Origin of the sequence: Pseudomaricurvus alcaniphilus (genome assembly GCF_011440395.1) — a bacterium.
Classification (GTDB): Bacteria; Pseudomonadota; Gammaproteobacteria; order Pseudomonadales; family Cellvibrionaceae; genus Pseudomaricurvus; species Pseudomaricurvus alcaniphilus.
This window is the reverse complement of the sequence record NZ_JAAOIX010000008.1, coordinates 225,962-242,548: the sequence shown is the minus strand read 5'-3', so window position 1 is coordinate 242,548 and position 16,587 is coordinate 225,962. Positions and strand designations below refer to the sequence as shown.

Genomic DNA, 16,587 nt, shown 5'->3' with positions numbered 1-16,587 from the left:
CTGTTTACACCAAGGTAGTGCTTCAATCAAATGGCTTCCAGCTTCGCCAGTCGCAAGATCAGTTCCTTGGTGCCCGCCTCGGCAAAATTCACCCGCACCGTGGCGTTCTGGTGATTGCCCTCGAAATGCAAAATCACCCCCTCGCCAAACACCTTGTGTTGCACCCTCTGGCCCAGGTAAAAGCCGGTGTTTTCACCCTCGTCACTCAGCGACGCTGCCTGCTTGCGCTGAAAGCTGATGGGTCGACTGACCGTATTATTGACCCTGACTTCTTCAATCAGCTGGGCCGGAATCTCCCGTATAAACCGCGATACGGCATTGTAATTGTCCTGGCCATGCAAGCGCCGGCTTTCGGCATAGGTAATTACCAGTTTTTCCATAGCCCTGGTGATGCCCACATAGCAGAGGCGTCGCTCCTCTTCCAGGCGAGCCGGATCTTCTGCCGACATGCGGTGGGGAAACAGATTTTCCTCTGCGCCAGCCAGGAATACCACTGGAAATTCCAGGCCTTTGGCGGAGTGCAGGGTCATCAGTTGCACTGCATCTTCAAATTCATCGGCCTGGGCGTCGCCGGCATCCAGCGCCGCAGTATCCAAAAACTGGTTCAGGAGCGGGGTTTCCATATCGTCACTGTTAAAGGCGCCACAGGCATTCACCAGTTCTTCCAGGTTTTCAATGCGCGCCTGACCCTTTTCACCTTTTTCATTTTTGTGGAATTCGTAGAGCCCGGATTTGTGGATCACGTCTTCGACCAGGCCCGGCAGCGGTTTGTCGGCGCTCGCCTCCTGCAACCCATCCACTAGAATCATAAAGGAGCCCAGGGCATTGAGCGCGCGCCCGGCCAGGCCTTTGCTGGCAACGATATGCGCCGCTGCCTGCCACAGGGATGAGCCTTGCTCGCGGGCCAGCAGGCGAATTTTTTCCACCGTTTTTTCACCGATCCCGCGGGTCGGTGTATTGATGACGCGCTCAAACGCCGCATCGTCGTCGCGGCTGGAAATCAGGCGCAAATAGGCCAGAGCATTGCGTATCTCGAGGCGCTCGTAAAAGCGCTGGCCACCGTAAATTCGATAGGGCATGCCCTCCCGCAAAAAGGCCTCTTCGAGCACGCGGGATTGAGCGTTGGAGCGATACAATATGGCGCAATCGTCACGCCGGTTACCGCCGGCAACCCGCTGCTGAATTCGCTCGACAATATAGCGCGCTTCATCCTGCTCATTGAACGCGGCATACAGATCGATCGGCTCTCCTTTTTCGCCCTCGGTGCGCAGGGTTTTTCCCAGCCGACCATGATTGTGTTCAATAACCGCGTTGGCGGCATCGAGAATCGTCGCCGTGGAGCGATAGTTTTGCTCCAGCCGCACCAGCTCTACGCCGCTAAAGTCCTGCTCGAAACGCTGTATATTTTCAATTTTGGCACCCCGCCAACCGTAAATTGACTGGTCGTCGTCACCGACGGCAGTCACCCGGCACTGGTTCCCAGCCAACACTCTCAACCAGGCGTACTGGACGGTATTGGTATCCTGGAATTCATCCACCAGAATAAAGGGAAAGCGCGCCTGGTAATGAGCCAACAGGCTGGGTGAGTTGAGCCACAGCTCGTGAGAGCGCAGTAGCAACTCACCAAAATCCACCATGCCGCCGCGGGCGCAAGCGGCTTCGTATTCCCGGTACAATTTAATCATGGTGGTGATATAGGGGTCACCGCTGGGCTGGATATAGTCGGGTCGTTCGCCCTCATCCTTGCGGCCATTGATATACCACTGGGTCTGGCGCGGCGGCCACTGCTTTTCATCCAGCCCCAGTTGCTGGGTCACACGCTTGATAATACGCAGCTGGTCATCACTATCGAGAATCTGGAAATTTTGCGGCAGGCCCGCTTCCTGCCAGTGCGCCTTAAGCAGGCGGTGGGCAATGCCGTGAAATGTACCGACCCACATTCCGCGCACGTTGTGGCCCAGCAGTTCATCGATTCGGCCGCGAACTTCCCGCGCCGCCTTGTTGGTAAAGGTGACCGAGAGAATGGAGTAGGGCGACACCTGCTCGACCCGGATCAGCCAGGCAATGCGATGCACCAGCACCCGGGTCTTGCCACTGCCAGCACCCGCCAGGATTAACTGATTGGTGGCAGGGGCCGTAACGGCCTGGTGCTGTGGCTCATTCAGGTTGGCGACAATATTGGAAACATCCATGACAAAACTCTTTCAAAAATAACCCGGTTCAACCCGAGCGCGCACAGGGGGCAGGGCCCAATGCACAAACCAATTCGTAAATGCGGTGCTTTTGTAAAGAAACTACAAAAATATCGTGCGTTTACAACATAATTTTTTATACTATCAGAACTTCGTTAAATTAGATTCCGCCCGAGCCCCGATGAATACAGGAATGCCGTGTGAAGCCCGCTGAATTGACCATGCGCATCAGCGAGGCGCTGACCACCATGCGCAAATCAGAGCGCAAGGTGGCCGACTACGTCTTGCGCCAACCTGCTGATATCATTCACATGCGCATTGTCGACCTGGCCCGCCAGGCTGAAGTCAGCGAACCCACCGTGGTACGCTTTTGTCGCGCCATTGGCTGCGAAGGGTTCCAGGATTTCAAGCTCAACCTCGCCCAACAACTGGCATCCAGCCCCAGTTTTGGTCAAATTGCTGTGACCGACCAGGATTCTATCGCAGACTTCAGTCACAAGGTATTTGACTCTACCATCGACACCCTGCTGCAAGTGCGCGACAAGCTCGACCCAGGCATTCTGGACGCCGCGGTCAGTGCAATCTGCAACGCCAACCGGGTGGAATTTTACGGCTTTGGCGCTTCCGGTGCCGTCGCCGCCGACGCCCAGCACAAGTTTTTCCGCCTGCAACTGGCCACCGCGGCTCACTCCGACCCGCACATTCAAAATATGTCGGCGATGTCCATGCAACCCGGTGATGTAATCGTTGCCATTTCCCAGAGCGGCCGCACCAAGGCGTTGTTGCACTCGATGGATATGGTGAAACAGGCCGGCGGAGTCGTTATCGCCATTGCACCGAGCAATACACCCGTCATTCACAACGCCAGTATTCCGATTGTGGTCGATGTGGAGGAGGATATAGAAATCTATACGCCCCTGTCTTCGCGCATCGCCCACCTGGTAGTGATCGATGTGCTCGCCATCGGCGTCGCCCAGCGCAAGGGTTCCGAATTGCAGGACCACCTTTTCAAATTGAAACAGGGGCTGCGCTCCCTGCGGGTGCAACCGGAAGACAAGCGCTGACAGCAACAACCAGCAAACCCAAGACTGTATATAAGTACAGTATAAGTGGGTTTGCCGGCTATGTGAAGGGTGACATTTATTCCACAGTGACGGATTTGGCCAGGTTGCGAGGCTGGTCTACATCGGTGCCTTTCAATACCGCAACGTGGTAGGCGAGTAGCTGCAACGGCAGGGTGTAGAGTATCGGGGCAATACTCAACGGCGCATGGGGCAGGTTAAATACCGTTGTATTGCCGTCATTCATAAAGCCGGCACTTTCATCGGCAAACACAAACAGCTTGCCCCCCCGCGCCTGCACTTCTTCCAGGTTGGATTTCAACTTTTCCAGCAGTTCGTTGTTAGGTGCCACTGCCACCACCGGCATGTCGTCATCCACCAGCGCCAGCGGCCCATGTTTCAATTCGCCCGCGGGATAGGCCTCGGCGTGAATATAGGATATTTCCTTGAGTTTCAAGGCACCTTCCATGGCAATGGGGTAATCCACCCCGCGGCCCAGGAAGAGGGCATTCTTCTTTTCGGTAAAGGCTTCGCTGATGCGCACAATCTGGCTGTCCAGCGCCAGTACCTGTTCGCACAAACCCGGTAACTGGTGCAGGGCAGCAACCAGTTCCGCCTCGGTTTCCCGGCTCATGGCCGCCCGTTTGCCAAGCGCGATCACCAGTAATTGCAGTGCCACCAACTGGCTGGTAAAGGCCTTGGTTGAGGCCACACCGATTTCCGGCCCCGCCAGGGTCATCAGGCTCAGGTCTGATTCCCGTACCAGCGAGCTATTGGCGACATTGCACACCGTAAGACTGGCGAGATAGCCGCTCTCACGGCTGCCGCGCAGGGCCGCCAGGGTATCTGCGGTTTCACCGGACTGGGAAATGCTGACAAACAAGGTGTTCGGCCTGACCACTGATTTGCGGTAGCGATACTCACTGGCCACTTCCACTGCACAGGGGATACCGGCCCAATCCTCAAACCAGTAGCGGGCGATCATTCCGGCGTGATAGCTGGTACCGCAGGCCAGGATCTGCACGGCTTCGACCTGGTCAAAAATAGTCTGGGCATCAGTACCAAAACAACCGTCCAGCACCGCAGTCTTACTGACTCGCCCCTGCAACGTATTGCGCAATACCCGGGTTTGCTCATGAATTTCCTTGAGCATAAAGTGGCGATATTGCCCTTTGTCGCTGGCCTCATCAGTTTCGGTGATGCGATCCACCGGGCGAGTAACCGGCTTGCCTGACTGTTCAAATATTTCGATATTAGCCGCCGTTACTACCGCCAGGTCCCCTTCCTCAAGATAGATAAAGCGATCGGTAACCTGGCGCAGCGCCAGCGGATCGGAAGCAATAAAATTCTCTTCGAAACCCACGCCCACTACCAGTGGGCTGCCACTGCGGGCGCACACCAGAGTATCCGGCTCGCGGGTAGAGATAACTCCCAGCGCGTAGGCGCCGTCAAACTCGGCGATGGCCAGCCGCAGTGCCTCACGCAGTGAGCCGGCCTGGTCGTAAAGGCTGTGCAGCAAATGGGAAATAACTTCGGTATCGGTTTCCGAAACAAACTCATAGCCCTGGTTGCGCAGGCGCTGACGCAATTGGGCGTGGTTTTCAATGATGCCGTTATGAACCACCGCGATATGATCAGAGCTGTGCGGGTGGGCGTTCAATTCGCTGGGTTTACCGTGAGTGGCCCAGCGCGTGTGGGCAATTCCGACCACGCCTTTGACCGGGTTGGCAATACACTTCTCTTCCAGGCCCGCGACTTTGCCCAGCGCCTTGCGCAGGGTCAACTGCTGATCGCAAATAACAGCGAGTCCGGCCGAGTCATAGCCGCGGTATTCCAGGCGCTTGAGGCCTTCAACCAATATTTTCGTCACATTGCGCTGTGCAGCAGCGCCCACGATTCCACACATAGTTCAACTTCCATTCAATTCCAGACAAGCGAGCAGCAGGGAAAAGCCGCGCTATTGTTTTTCCGGCTTTTTCCATTTGCCGATGTTGCGCTGCTTGCCTCTGGCAACGCCCAGCTGATGGTCAGGCACCGCATTGGTAATAGTAGACCCCGCGCCCACGGTAGCGCCAGCGCCGATGGCAACTGGCGCGACCAAACTGCTGTTGGAGCCGATAAAAGCACCGTCACCAATCGTCGTCTGCCATTTATTGACACCGTCATAGTTGCAGGTAATGGTACCAGCCCCGACATTGACGCCAGCACCGAGGTCGGCGTCGCCAATATAGGTGAGGTGATTGACCTTACTGCCAGCACCAATATTGGCTTTCTTGGTCTCAACAAAATTGCCCAGCTTCGCCCCCTGCGCCATCACCGTGCCCGGCCTGGCCCGGGCAAAAGGACCCAGTTCGCAGTCTGCACCGATAGTCGCCTCTTCGAGGATGGTGTTGGCCTTGATAACGCAGTTGTCCGCCACACTGCTGTTGATCAACACACAGTTGGGGCCAATCCGCACATTATTGCCAATGTTTACCTCACCTTCAAAAACACAGTTAATGTCGATAATGACATCGCTGCCTACCACCAGCTTACCGCGGCAGTCGAAGCGCTCGGGGTCGAGTAAGGTTACGCCCTCGGTCATTAATTGGCTGGCGATCTGCTGTTGATAAAAGCGCTCCAATTGAGCCTGTTGCTGGCGATTATTAACCCCCAGCACTTCATTTTCACTGTCCGGTTGTTCAGTGACTATGCTCAATCCTTCGGCCCGAGCCATAGCGATAATGTCGGTCAGGTAGTATTCTCCCTGGGCGTTATCGCAGTGCAGTTGCGGCAACCAGCGCTGCAAATCAGCTACCCGCACGGCCATCAAGCCGGTATTCACCTCGGCAATCTGCAACTGTTCAGCGCTGGCGTCTTTTTGTTCGACGATGGCGCTCACCGCCCCATTTTCATCCCGCAGAATACGGCCATAACCCTGGGGATTGACCAGGTTTACAGTCAATAATCCCATTGTATTCTCGCTCACACGCTCCAGCAGGCGCTGCAGGGTAGCGGCTTTGATCAGCGGTACATCACCGTAGAGAACCAGGGCAATACTGTCGTCTTGCATATCCGGCAGCGCCTGCAATACCGCGTGGCCGGTGCCCAATTGCTGTTCCTGTAAGACCAGGTTTACATCGACCGCCCCGTAGTTGGCGGCCACCAATTCACTGCCGTGCCCCATCACCAGGTGCAAACGGAGTGGATTCAAAGCACGGGCACTGCCCAGTACATGGGACAGCATCGGTTTGCCGGCTATGGGGTGTAATACCTTGGGCCGATTGGATTTCATGCGGGTGCCTTTGCCCGCTGCTAATACAATAACTTCCAGCATACGATCAGTCTCTTTCATGCAGGGTTCGATTACTTTAAAGGTAGCGTATAGGCGCGCAACAAACAAAAAAAGGGTAGCCTTTTGGCTACCCTTTTCAGGTTCGCTACTAACTGGCAATTCCCGGTATCAACCGTGGTGCTTTTTCCGGATCGCCTGGATAGTACGCAATTGCGCTGCTGCTTCCGCCAATTGAATGGCCGCTCGGGAGTAGTCAAGCTCGCTGCTTTGGTTAGCCAGAGCCTGCTCTGCAGCCCGCTTGGCTTCCAGCGCAGCGGCTTCATCCATATCGTTCGCCCGCAGGGCGGTATCCGCCAAAACAGACACCAGATAAGGCTGAACCTCTAAATACCCGCCAGAAACATAGAAAACTTCTTCCTCGCCACCGGCTTTTATAATGCGGATGGGTCCTGGCTGGAGAGCTGTCAATAACGGCGCGTGGCCGTAGGAAATACCTACGTCACCCTCAGTACCTGCCGCTATTATCATCTCCACCAGGCCGGAAAAGATTTCCTCTTCAGCGCTAACGATGTCACAGTGGACAGTCATAGCCATGCTTTTCGCCTCTTTCGACAGGGCCGCTCGATTGGCCCGCGTGTGTCTCGATGTCGTTGCTCGCACCAGCCGGACCTGCCGGCTGGCTCAACTCGGCCAATCTACTTCTTCAGCTTTTTGGCTTTTTCGATTGCTTCATCTATGCTGCCAACCATGTAGAACGCCTGCTCCGGCAGATCATCATAGTTGCCGTCAAGAATGCCTTTAAAACCAGCCAGTGTGTCCTTGAGGGAAACGTACTTGCCGGGTGAACCGGTAAATACTTCCGCCACGTGGAACGGCTGCGACAGGAAGCGCTCAATTTTTCGAGCACGAGAAACAGTCAGCTTGTCTTCTTCTGACAATTCGTCCATGCCGAGAATGGCAATGATGTCCTTCAGTTCCTTGTAGCGCTGCAAGACCGACTGCACACCGCGAGCCACTGCGTAGTGATCCTCACCGATAATCAGCGGATCGAGCTGACGCGAGGTGGAATCCAGTGGGTCGATAGCGGGGTAGATACCCTTGGCCGCAATATCACGACTCAGTACAACGGTGGAGTCCAGGTGAGCAAAGGTGGTGGCAGGGGACGGGTCAGTCAAGTCATCCGCGGGTACGTATACAGCCTGGACCGAGGTAATTGAACCGGTCTTGGTGGAGGTAATACGCTCCTGCAACACACCCATTTCTTCCGCCAGGGTTGGCTGATAACCTACCGCTGATGGCATACGCCCCAACAGGGCTGATACCTCGGTACCGGCCAGGGTGTAACGGTAGATGTTATCGACGAACAGCAGAACGTCCTTGCCTTCATCACGGAATTTTTCCGCCATGGTCAAACCGGTCAGGGCCACGCGCAAACGGTTGCCTGGAGGCTCGTTCATCTGGCCGTAAACCATGGCAACTTTATCCAGTACCTTGGATTCTTCCATCTCGTAGTAGAAGTCGTTACCTTCACGAGTACGCTCACCTACACCGGCAAACACAGACAAACCACTGTGTTCCTTGGCGATGTTGTTGATCAGCTCCATCATGTTTACGGTCTTGCCCACACCGGCACCACCAAACAGGCCAACCTTACCACCCTTGGCGAACGGACAAACCAGGTCGATAACCTTGATGCCGGTTTCCAGCAACTCTTCGGAAGCCGCCAGTTCGTCATAGGCAGGTGCCTTGCGGTGAATGGCCGCACGGTCTTTTTCACCGATCGGGCCAGCCTCATCGATGGGGTTGCCCAATACGTCCATAATGCGGCCCAGGGTTTCAACGCCCACAGGCACAGAGATTGGGGCTTTGGTGTTTTCAACGCTCAGGCCTCGACTGATGCCCTCGGAAGAACCCATCGCAATAGTGCGCACCATGCCATCACCCAGCTGCTGCTGAACTTCAAGGGTCAACCCCTTTTCAGACACCAGCAAAGCGTCGTAGACTTTCGGTACGGAGTCACGAGGGAATTCCACATCGATAACGGCACCAATAATTTGTACGATACGTCCGCTACTCATTTCCGGATCCTCAATTACAAAGTTTAAAAATAAATTTTATGACAGCGCTGAGAGCCTGGCGTATTGCAGTCATCAACCAGGACTAGCTTCTTAGACCGCCGCTGCACCACTCACAATTTCTGACAGTTCCTGGGTAATTGCTGCCTGTCTGGCCTTGTTGTAGACCAGCTGCAAGCTATCAATCAAATCACCCGCATTGTCAGTGGCGTTTTTCATCGCCAGCATCCGCGCGGCCATTTCACAGGCACTGTTTTCCATCACCGCCTGGTACACCTGGGATTCGATGTAACGAATCAGCAAACCTTCCAGCAATTCTTTTGCTTCCGGCTCATACAGGTAATCCCAGGGGTGTTGTAACTTCTTGTCATCTTCGGCTAACAACGGCAGCAACTGCTGCACATAAGGAGTTTGTGTCATGGTATTGACGAACTCGTTGCCGACCAAAAACAGCTGGTCAATTTTTCCAGCTGCGTAGTTGTCGAGCATAATTTTCACGCTGCCGATCAGCTTAGCGATGCCGGGGTCTTCACCCAGGTCACGTACAGCCGCTACTACATTACCACCGTAGCTTTTGAAAAAGGCCGATGCCTTGGCGCCAATCAGGCACAGATCAATCTGCACTTGCTGGTCATTCAGCTCTTTCATGGAGCGAATGGCCGCCTTGAACATGTTGACGTTCAAGCCACCGCAGAGACCGCGGTCAGTGGAAACCAGAATAAACCCGGCGCGCTTAACTTCACGCTGCTGCATAAAGAGGTGCTTGTATTCCGGATTGGCATTGGCAATATGGCCGACCACTGAACGGATACGCTGCGCGTAGGGCTTGCCCAACTGCATACGTTCCTGTGCTCTGCGCATCTTGCTCGCCGCCACCATTTCCATGGCGCTGGTGATTTTCTGCGTGCTTTTAATACTCGTTATCTGAGTACGTATTTCCTTTCCGCTTGCCATTAGCGGCTCCCCTAAAATCTAGTGTCAGTGACTACCAGGTGTCGTGTTTACGACACCTGGCGATGCCGCTTACCAAGTCTGAGTCGACTTGAATTTCGCCAGGGCCGCTTTAAAGCCAGACTCGATTTCGTCGTTGTAGTCGCCGCTAGCGTTGACCTTGTCCATCAGATCAGCGTGCTCGCTGTTCATATAGGACAGCAGGGAAGACTCAAAAGCACCGAGCTTCTCGATGGCCACATCTTTCAAGTGACCTTCGTTGGCGGCGTAAAGGATCACGCCCATTTCGGCGATGCTTAACGGTGAGTATTGCTTCTGCTTCATCAACTCGGTAACGCGAGCACCGTGATCCAGCTGGGACTTGGTCGCCTCGTCAAGATCGGAAGCAAACTGGGAGAAAGCTGCCAGTTCGCGATACTGGGCCAACGCGGTACGAATACCACCGGAGAGCTTCTTGATAACTTTGGTCTGGGCCGCACCACCAACTCGAGATACCGAAATACCTGCGTTCATCGCCGGACGGATACCGGAGTTAAAGAGGTCGGTTTCGAGGAAGATCTGGCCATCGGTAATGGAGATCACGTTGGTCGGTACGAAGGCGGAAACGTCACCAGCCTGGGTTTCAATAATTGGCAGTGCGGTCAGGGAACCGGTCTTGCCTTTTACTGCGCCCTTGGTGAATTTTTCCACGTAATCGGCATTGACCCGTGAAGCACGCTCCAACAGGCGCGAGTGCAAGTAGAAAACGTCACCAGGATAAGCTTCACGGCCAGGAGGACGACGCAACAGCAGGGAAATCTGACGATAAGCCCAGGCTTGCTTGGTCAAGTCATCGTGCACGATCAGGGCATCTTCACCGCGGTCGCGGAAGTATTCGCCCATAGTGGTGCCGGCGAAAGGCGCCAGAAACTGCATAGCGGCAGGGTCGGATGCGGTGGCAGCGATAACAATGGTATGGTCCATTGCACCGTGCTCTTCCAGTTTGCGCACCACTGCGGCAACCGAGGATGCTTTTTGGCCGACCGCAACATAGACACACTTAATGCCAGTGCCTTTCTGGTTGATAATCGCATCCACCGCGATGGCTGTTTTACCAGTCTGGCGGTCACCAATAATCAGCTCACGCTGACCGCGACCTACTGGCACCATCGCATCCACGGATTTCAAACCGAACTGCACTGGCTGGTCAACGGATTTACGCTCAATTACACCGGGTGCAATTTTTTCAATTGCGTCGGTCAAGCTGTTGCCGATTGGGCCCTTGCCATCGATGGGGTTACCGAGGGCGTCAACGACGCGACCCAGCAATTCTTCACCCACCGGTACTTCAAGGATTCGGCCGGTACATTTACAGGTCTGGCCTTCCGCCACACCCTGGTAGTCACCCAGGACTACCGCACCGACGCTGTCGCGCTCGAGGTTAAGTGCCATACCATAGACACCACCTTCAAACTCAATCATTTCACCGTACATCACGTCTTCCAGACCGTGAATACGAATAATACCATCCGTTACAGAAACGACTGTGCCCTCATTTTGGGCTTTGGCAGAAACATCGAGACCTTCGATGCGCTGCTTGATAATGTCACTGATTTCAGAAGGATTCAGTTGCTGCATGCTCTGTTCCTCAATTCCTTTCCGGCCGACCGGACTAGGAGTTCATCGCTTCGGCGAGCTTGGCCAATCGACCACGCACCGAACCGTCAATTACTGTGTCACCCGCTCTTACCAGGGCCCCACCCAATAGGGTTTTATCTACCGAAGCAGATAAAGTTACTTCACGGTTCAGCTTGGCACTGAGTGCCTTCGCCAACTTATTTTGCAATTCGCCTGACAACTCGAACGCCGTGGTTACCTCGACATCGACGGAGCGCTCTCGCTGGGCTTTGTGCACTTCGAACAACTGCTGAATTTGTGGCAGCAGGGTCAAGCGCTTGTTTTCACCCAGTGTAGTGATCATGTTGATGGCCTGTTCGTCCAGCTCATCACCACACACATCCACAAAAGCTTTCGACTTTTGTTCTGCAGTGAGTGCTGGCGAAGACAATACCTTGATCATTCCGTCGTGCTGCGCAACCGCAGCAGCGAGAACCAACATTTGCGACCACTTTTGCAAATCACCGCTTTTATCGGCGATTTCAAAAGCGGCCTTGGCGTAAGGTCTGGCTAGGGTCGTAAGCTCGGCCATTGTCTACCTCACTTACAAGTCAGCAGCTAGCTGGTTTACCAGATCGCTGTTTGCGGCTTCGTCGATAGTAGCGCCAAGAATTTTTTCAGCACCCGCCAGAGCCAGCTTGGCAACCTTACCGCGCAACTCTTCTTTCGCGCGGTTAACGTCCTGCTCGATCTGCGCTGCAGCCGCTGCTTTCAGGCGCTTGCCTTCGGCAACAGCTTGTTCTTTGGCTTCTTCAACAATCTGGCTAGCACGCTTGTTGGCCTGCTCGATGATTGCCGCTGCTTCTTCTTTAGCCTGTCGCATTTGTTGAGTAGCTTTTTTCTGCGCTAACTCAAGATCCTTGTCTGCCCGATCAGCAGCTTCCAGACCATCGGCGATTTTCTTTTCACGCTCTGCCATTACGGCCATGAGCGCTGGCCAAACAAACTTCATGCAGAACCACACGAAGAAAAAGAACGAAATCGTTTGACCAATCAAAGTCAAATTAATGTTCACACCGACACCTCATTGTTCTTTAAGGAAAGTTTATTAAAGACAGAGGTAATTAGCCCGCCAGACCAGGTGCAACAACAAAGATCAGGTACATGCCGATACCAACACCGATCATTGGTACCGCATCCAGCAGACCTGCCATCAGGAACATTTTACCCTGCAGGGCAGGACCCTGTTCCGGCTGACGTGCAGAACCTTCCAGCAGCTTGCCACCCAAGGTACCAAAGCCGATTGCAGTACCCAGTGCGCCCAAACCGATCAGCAGTGCGCTAGCTACGTATACCAAACCAATTGCTTCCATTGTTTTCTCCAGTTTTAAGTGTTTAAAAGTTTAAAGGTTGAAAGTTAAAGTTGAAAAAGCTTAAAAATCAGTGACTCTCGTCGACATCGTGGGCCATTGCCATATACACAGTGGTCAACACCATAAAGACAAAAGCCTGCAAGGTAATTACCAGGATGTGGAAAATCGCCCAGCCCAACTGCAGTACGCCGCCGCCAATGCCGGCAATCAAACCAGCCGAGTAGAGCAGGGCAATCAGGATGAATATCATCTCACCTGCGTACAGGTTACCGAACAATCGGAGCCCCAGAGATATGGGCTTGGCGATAAGACCAACCAGCTCGAGGAACAGGTTGAAGGGAATCATCAGAGGGTGGTTAAACGGATGCAGAGCCAACTCTTTTACAAACCCGCCAATTCCCTTGTTCTTGATGCTGAAGAATATCATCAGCAGGAATACGCCAATGGCCATGCCCAAAGTGGCATTGGGGTCTGTGGTGGGGACTACTTTGAAAAACAGGTGGGGATCACCAGAGATGACCTGGGCGCCCAGCGGCAGCCAGTCAATAGGCACCAAATCCATCAGGTTCATCATAAAAACCCACATGAAAATCGTCAGGCCCATAGGTGCAACCAGTTTGTTGCTGTGGTGAAAGGTGTCTTTCACAACCCCGTCGACAAACTCCACCACCAGCTCAACAAAGCTTTGCAGACCGGAGGGTACACCACTGGTAGCTCTTTTGGCCGCCCGGGTAAAGAGGAAGCAAAACAGCGCGCCTAGAGCGATCGACCAGCCCAGGGTGTCCAGGTGGACAGCCCAAAAACCCATGTCGGCCGCCTCCTGGGAAGTATGCGCCAGCGTCCATGTCGCTTGCTCCAGCACATGTTGATGTCCTTCGGCATCTACCCGCACATAACCGGCCGGCAGTTTGCCGTACGCCATATTTTGCAGGTGATGTTGAATATAACCTGTTTGTGTCAGCCCTTCGCTTGCCATCGTTTCTCAAGCACCCTAAATAGTTTAAAAAGTTGCAAAAGACCGCTGCCCTGCAGTGGGCTTTTACAACTTTTCAATTAATACGTTTTGCAATCACTATTCGCCAATTTGCTGCTTGGCGCTTTCTTGTTCAAGCTTGCAAAGCTTGCGCGGTCAACCAGACCTGCAGTAACCACATGCCGATAAATCCGGCAAAAACCGCCCCTGCCTGTAGCTGGGGTAAAAACCCGAACACACAAGCGAAACCCAGCAGGGTTAGTACAAATTTACCGGCCTCGCCGCGATTGAATGATCGCGTAACCTGCGCGGCAGCCGCTGCTCCCTGAAAGCGGAAAGCGGAAACGGTGAAGTAGAAATGAGGAATGATCGCTATTAATCCGCCACTCACCACAGACCAGGCCAGGCGAGTGTCGATAACCCCCAATACTACTCCCACGAGCATTAACACTAGCAGTTGCTTCACCGCCACTCGGTAAACCGGCGGTCTTTTTATGCCCACCTTTTGCTCACCTGATGCTCATCAACGCGTCTTCTCTCATTACGCTCGATGTCGAAATACTGCCAGTTCTGCTCTAACTTTGCCCATATCGGCTCATTTTGTAACCATAAGAGCGACGCGAATTATAGGTTGAAGCACCCCGGCAATCAACCGTAAGCGTCAACAGTCGCCTCATCAATTAGTTGAATACACTATCTTGTGGTGAAAAGTAGCAATAACCCTAGGGGTTGTATCCCAGGTGCACAAGTATGCCATCCAGTTCATCCAGGCTGCTGTAATTCAACACCAGTTTGCCCTTGCCTTTGTTGTTGTAAGAGATGGAAACCGGCACGCCAATTTTTTCCGACAGGGATTCTTCCAGTTTGCTGACGTCCGCATCGGCTTTTTCAACTTCTATTTTCGGCAGCCCTTGCTGGATTTTACGCACCAGCGCTTCGGTCTGGCGTACTGACAGCCCTTTCGCCACCACCTGGCGGGCAATGTCGCTCTGCTCCCCATCCTCCAGTGTCAGCAGCGCGCGGGCGTGGCCCATTTCCAGATCACCGTGTTCCAACAGGGTTTTTACATCCTCGGTCAGACTGATCAGGCGCAGGAGGTTGGTGATTGTGGTGCGGGATTTACCCACCGCTTCGGCCACTTCCTGGTGGGTCAAACCAAACTCGTCTTGCAGACGCTTGAGGGCAATGGCCTCTTCAATGGGATTGAGATCCTCGCGCTGGATATTTTCAATTAGCGCCATGGCGATGGCGGCTTCGTCAGTGACCTCGCGGATCACACAGGGGATGGTGTCCAGCCCCGCCAGCTGGGTGGCACGCCAGCGTCGCTCCCCGGCAATGATTTCGTAACGATCCGCAGCTATCGGACGCACTACGATGGGCTGCATGACGCCCTGGTTTTTGATGGACTCCGCCAACTCCTGCAGAGCCTGCTGGTTCATGTCCCGACGCGGCTGGTACTTGCCGCGCTGGATAAACTCCACCGGTAATTGACTCAACTTGCCGTCGCGCCCCTCCTCCGGTGAAGTGACGGCAGCAATTGCGTCTGCAGGTGAGTTGGCATTGGTGCCTAACAGGGCGTCCAATCCACGTCCCAGTCCTTTTCGTTTTGCTGCCATAAAATTTTGAATTCCTGCTTGATCTCGAGGCGGGGCTTTAAGCGTTAGCGAGTTATACGCAAGCGGCTCAGGCCTGCACGGTTTCGTTGACTTGAGCCGCTTCATGGCGGCGCAATATTTCCCCCGCCAGAGCCAAATAAGCAATAGCGCCCTTGGATTGACGATCGTAGACCAAGGCGGGTTGGCCAAAACTCGGCGCCTCCGCCAGGCGCACATTGCGCGGTACACAGGTACGATATAAACGATCGTCGAAATAACTCGTTAACTGCGCCGAGACGTCGTTGGTAAGGCTGTTGCGCGGATCATACATGGTGCGCAAGATGCCTTCGATGCGCAGCCCGGGGTTGAGTACCGCCTGAATCTGGTTGATGGTGTTGACCAGCGCCGACAAGCCCTCAAGTGCGTAATACTCACACTGCATGGGGATAATCACCCCGTCGCAAGCCACCAGTGCGTTAACGGTCAGCATGTTGAGCGATGGCGGGCAATCCACAATGATGTAATCAAAACGGCCATCGAGACTGCCCAGGGCCTCACGCAAGCGTCGCTCCTTGGCGGATAACTCCAGCATCTCCACTTCCGCTGCGGTCAGATCACCATTGGCCGGCAACACCGAGAAATCGCCAGTTTCGGAGTACACCAGAGCCTGCTCAGCAGTACAGCTGCCGACCAGTACTTCGTAGATGGACAGGTCGAGGCTGTTCTTGTCGATCCCGCTGCCCATGGTGGCATTGCCCTGGGGGTCGAGGTCTACCAGCAAGACTTTTTTGCGGGTGGCCGCCAGCGATGCAGCCAGATTGACACAAGTAGTGGTCTTGCCGACCCCACCTTTCTGATTAGCGATGGCGAATGTTCTGGTCAAATGAGTGTCCTGCAAAACCAAATAAGATTAACTGGATAACACCAGCAAATGACGTTGTCCGTCTTCGCGGGGGACCTGTAGGGTGTGAGAGGCTAAAACCTTATAGTGTTTTCCCACCTCTCTCAACTCGTCATGTGGATAAATGCCTTTCATGGCGTAATAAACACCGTCCGGCTGGAGCAAGTGCTGGCAGCCCGCCAGCATATCCCCGAGACTGGCAAACGCCCGGCTGATGACTGCTTCAAACAGCGGCTGCGGCTGCCAGGCTTCAACGCGGGTATGCTCAATACTGACATTATCCAGGCCGAGCCGGGTTTTTACCTGGAACAAAAAACGGGTTTTCTTGCCGTTACTGTCCAGCAGGGTAAAACGCTTTTGCGGGAAGAAAATAGCCAGCGGAATGCCCGGCAGGCCACCACCGGTGCCTACATCGACAATGCGCTCGGCCTCGATATAGGGGGCCACACTGAGACTGTCGAGCAAGTGGCGATCGACCATTTGCCGGGGGTCGCGAATCGCCGACAGGTTAAACGCCTGGTTCCATTTGTCGAACAATTGCACGTAAGCGATCAGTTGGCTGGCCTGGTGTTCGCTGACCGTCAGCCCCATCTGCT

At 54.3% G+C, this 16,587-nt stretch carries 16 protein-coding genes; 1 reads left to right on the top strand and 15 read right to left on the bottom strand.

The window, feature by feature from the left end; translation table 11 throughout:
• Positions 1 to 26: 26 nt before the first annotated feature.
• Positions 27 to 2,192: a DNA helicase II gene (uvrD, locus tag G8764_RS16165; RefSeq protein ID WP_166165702.1), complete on the bottom strand. Its 2,166-nt coding sequence runs from the start codon at positions 2,190 to 2,192 to the stop codon at positions 27 to 29.
• A gap of 200 nt (positions 2,193 to 2,392) precedes the next feature.
• Here uvrD and hexR point away from each other — a divergent pair, with 200 nt between their 5' ends.
• Positions 2,393 to 3,256: a transcriptional regulator HexR gene (gene hexR, locus G8764_RS16160; protein WP_481859751.1), complete on the top strand. Its 864-nt coding sequence runs from the start codon at positions 2,393 to 2,395 to the stop codon at positions 3,254 to 3,256.
• 76 nt (positions 3,257 to 3,332) lie between these two features.
• Here hexR and glmS read toward each other — a convergent pair whose 3' ends face one another.
• The 14 genes from glmS to rsmG all read right to left on the bottom strand — a co-directional run bounded on the left by glmS (position 3,333) and on the right by rsmG (position 16,582).
• Positions 3,333 to 5,159: a glutamine--fructose-6-phosphate transaminase (isomerizing) gene (gene glmS / locus G8764_RS16155; RefSeq protein ID WP_166165701.1), complete on the bottom strand. Its 1,827-nt coding sequence runs from the start codon at positions 5,157 to 5,159 to the stop codon at positions 3,333 to 3,335.
• A gap of 51 nt (positions 5,160 to 5,210) precedes the next feature.
• A complete protein-coding gene (glmU, locus tag G8764_RS16150) occupies positions 5,211 to 6,569 on the bottom strand; it encodes a bifunctional UDP-N-acetylglucosamine diphosphorylase/glucosamine-1-phosphate N-acetyltransferase GlmU (RefSeq protein ID WP_166165752.1) in 1,359 nt (452 codons plus the stop codon).
• Positions 6,570 to 6,695: 126 nt separating this feature from the next.
• Positions 6,696 to 7,121 (bottom strand): F0F1 ATP synthase subunit epsilon, encoded by a 426-nt coding sequence (locus tag G8764_RS16145; RefSeq protein WP_166165700.1) that lies wholly within the window; start codon positions 7,119 to 7,121, stop codon positions 6,696 to 6,698.
• Between the two features lie 101 nt (positions 7,122 to 7,222).
• Positions 7,223 to 8,605, bottom strand: coding sequence for a F0F1 ATP synthase subunit beta (gene atpD / locus G8764_RS16140; protein ID WP_166165699.1), 1,383 nt, complete (start codon positions 8,603 to 8,605; stop codon positions 7,223 to 7,225).
• A 90-nt stretch (positions 8,606 to 8,695) separates the two neighbouring features.
• Positions 8,696 to 9,556 carry a F0F1 ATP synthase subunit gamma gene (atpG, locus tag G8764_RS16135; protein ID WP_166165698.1) on the bottom strand — a complete coding sequence of 287 codons (861 nt, stop codon included), beginning with the start codon at positions 9,554 to 9,556 and terminating at the stop codon, positions 8,696 to 8,698.
• 69 nt (positions 9,557 to 9,625) lie between these two features.
• Entirely contained in the window at positions 9,626 to 11,170 is a 1,545-nt protein-coding gene (gene atpA, locus G8764_RS16130) for a F0F1 ATP synthase subunit alpha (protein WP_166165697.1), read from the bottom strand.
• Positions 11,171 to 11,204: 34 nt separating this feature from the next.
• A complete protein-coding gene (locus tag G8764_RS16125) occupies positions 11,205 to 11,741 on the bottom strand; it encodes a F0F1 ATP synthase subunit delta (protein WP_166165696.1) in 537 nt (178 codons plus the stop codon).
• A 12-nt stretch (positions 11,742 to 11,753) separates the two neighbouring features.
• On the bottom strand, positions 11,754 to 12,224 hold the full coding sequence (locus G8764_RS16120) for a F0F1 ATP synthase subunit B (RefSeq protein ID WP_166165695.1): 471 nt from the start codon (positions 12,222 to 12,224) through the stop codon (positions 11,754 to 11,756).
• Positions 12,225 to 12,273: 49 nt separating this feature from the next.
• Positions 12,274 to 12,522 carry a F0F1 ATP synthase subunit C gene (atpE, locus tag G8764_RS16115; RefSeq protein ID WP_166165694.1) on the bottom strand — a complete coding sequence of 83 codons (249 nt, stop codon included), beginning with the start codon at positions 12,520 to 12,522 and terminating at the stop codon, positions 12,274 to 12,276.
• 67 nt (positions 12,523 to 12,589) lie between these two features.
• The gene (gene atpB / locus G8764_RS16110) at positions 12,590 to 13,498 is read right to left on the bottom strand and encodes a F0F1 ATP synthase subunit A (protein ID WP_166165693.1); all 909 of its coding nucleotides are present in this window, start codon (positions 13,496 to 13,498) and stop codon (positions 12,590 to 12,592) included.
• Positions 13,499 to 13,628: 130 nt separating this feature from the next.
• Entirely contained in the window at positions 13,629 to 13,997 is a 369-nt protein-coding gene (locus G8764_RS16105) for an ATP synthase subunit I (RefSeq protein ID WP_166165692.1), read from the bottom strand.
• 220 nt (positions 13,998 to 14,217) lie between these two features.
• Positions 14,218 to 15,111, bottom strand: a complete 894-nt coding sequence (locus G8764_RS16100; RefSeq protein ID WP_166165691.1) for a ParB/RepB/Spo0J family partition protein — start codon at positions 15,109 to 15,111, stop codon at positions 14,218 to 14,220.
• Positions 15,112 to 15,178: 67 nt separating this feature from the next.
• Positions 15,179 to 15,973, bottom strand: a complete 795-nt coding sequence (locus G8764_RS16095; protein WP_166165690.1) for a ParA family protein — start codon at positions 15,971 to 15,973, stop codon at positions 15,179 to 15,181.
• 27 nt (positions 15,974 to 16,000) lie between these two features.
• Complete coding sequence (gene rsmG / locus G8764_RS16090) at positions 16,001 to 16,582, bottom strand: 16S rRNA (guanine(527)-N(7))-methyltransferase RsmG (protein ID WP_166165751.1); 582 nt, start codon at positions 16,580 to 16,582, stop codon at positions 16,001 to 16,003.
• Positions 16,583 to 16,587 lie beyond the last annotated feature (5 nt).

Coding starts and splice junctions, on each gene's coding strand:
- atpD (WP_166165699.1), bottom strand. CDS start 8,605: ATGAGTAGCGGACGTATCGTACAAATTATTGGTGCCGTTATCGATGTG.
- glmS (WP_166165701.1), bottom strand. CDS start 5,159: ATGTGTGGAATCGTGGGCGCTGCTGCACAGCGCAATGTGACGAAAATA.
- atpE (WP_166165694.1), bottom strand. CDS start 12,522: ATGGAAGCAATTGGTTTGGTATACGTAGCTAGCGCACTGCTGATCGGT.
- uvrD (WP_166165702.1), bottom strand. CDS start 2,192: ATGGATGTTTCCAATATTGTCGCCAACCTGAATGAGCCACAGCACCAG.
- G8764_RS16125 (WP_166165696.1), bottom strand. CDS start 11,741: ATGGCCGAGCTTACGACCCTAGCCAGACCTTACGCCAAGGCCGCTTTT.
- atpB (WP_166165693.1), bottom strand. CDS start 13,498: ATGGCAAGCGAAGGGCTGACACAAACAGGTTATATTCAACATCACCTG.
- atpG (WP_166165698.1), bottom strand. CDS start 9,556: ATGGCAAGCGGAAAGGAAATACGTACTCAGATAACGAGTATTAAAAGC.
- atpA (WP_166165697.1), bottom strand. CDS start 11,170: ATGCAGCAACTGAATCCTTCTGAAATCAGTGACATTATCAAGCAGCGC.
- glmU (WP_166165752.1), bottom strand. CDS start 6,569: ATGCTGGAAGTTATTGTATTAGCAGCGGGCAAAGGCACCCGCATGAAA.
- G8764_RS16100 (WP_166165691.1), bottom strand. CDS start 15,111: ATGGCAGCAAAACGAAAAGGACTGGGACGTGGATTGGACGCCCTGTTA.
- G8764_RS16145 (WP_166165700.1), bottom strand. CDS start 7,121: ATGGCTATGACTGTCCACTGTGACATCGTTAGCGCTGAAGAGGAAATC.
- rsmG (WP_166165751.1), bottom strand. CDS start 16,582: ATGGGGCTGACGGTCAGCGAACACCAGGCCAGCCAACTGATCGCTTAC.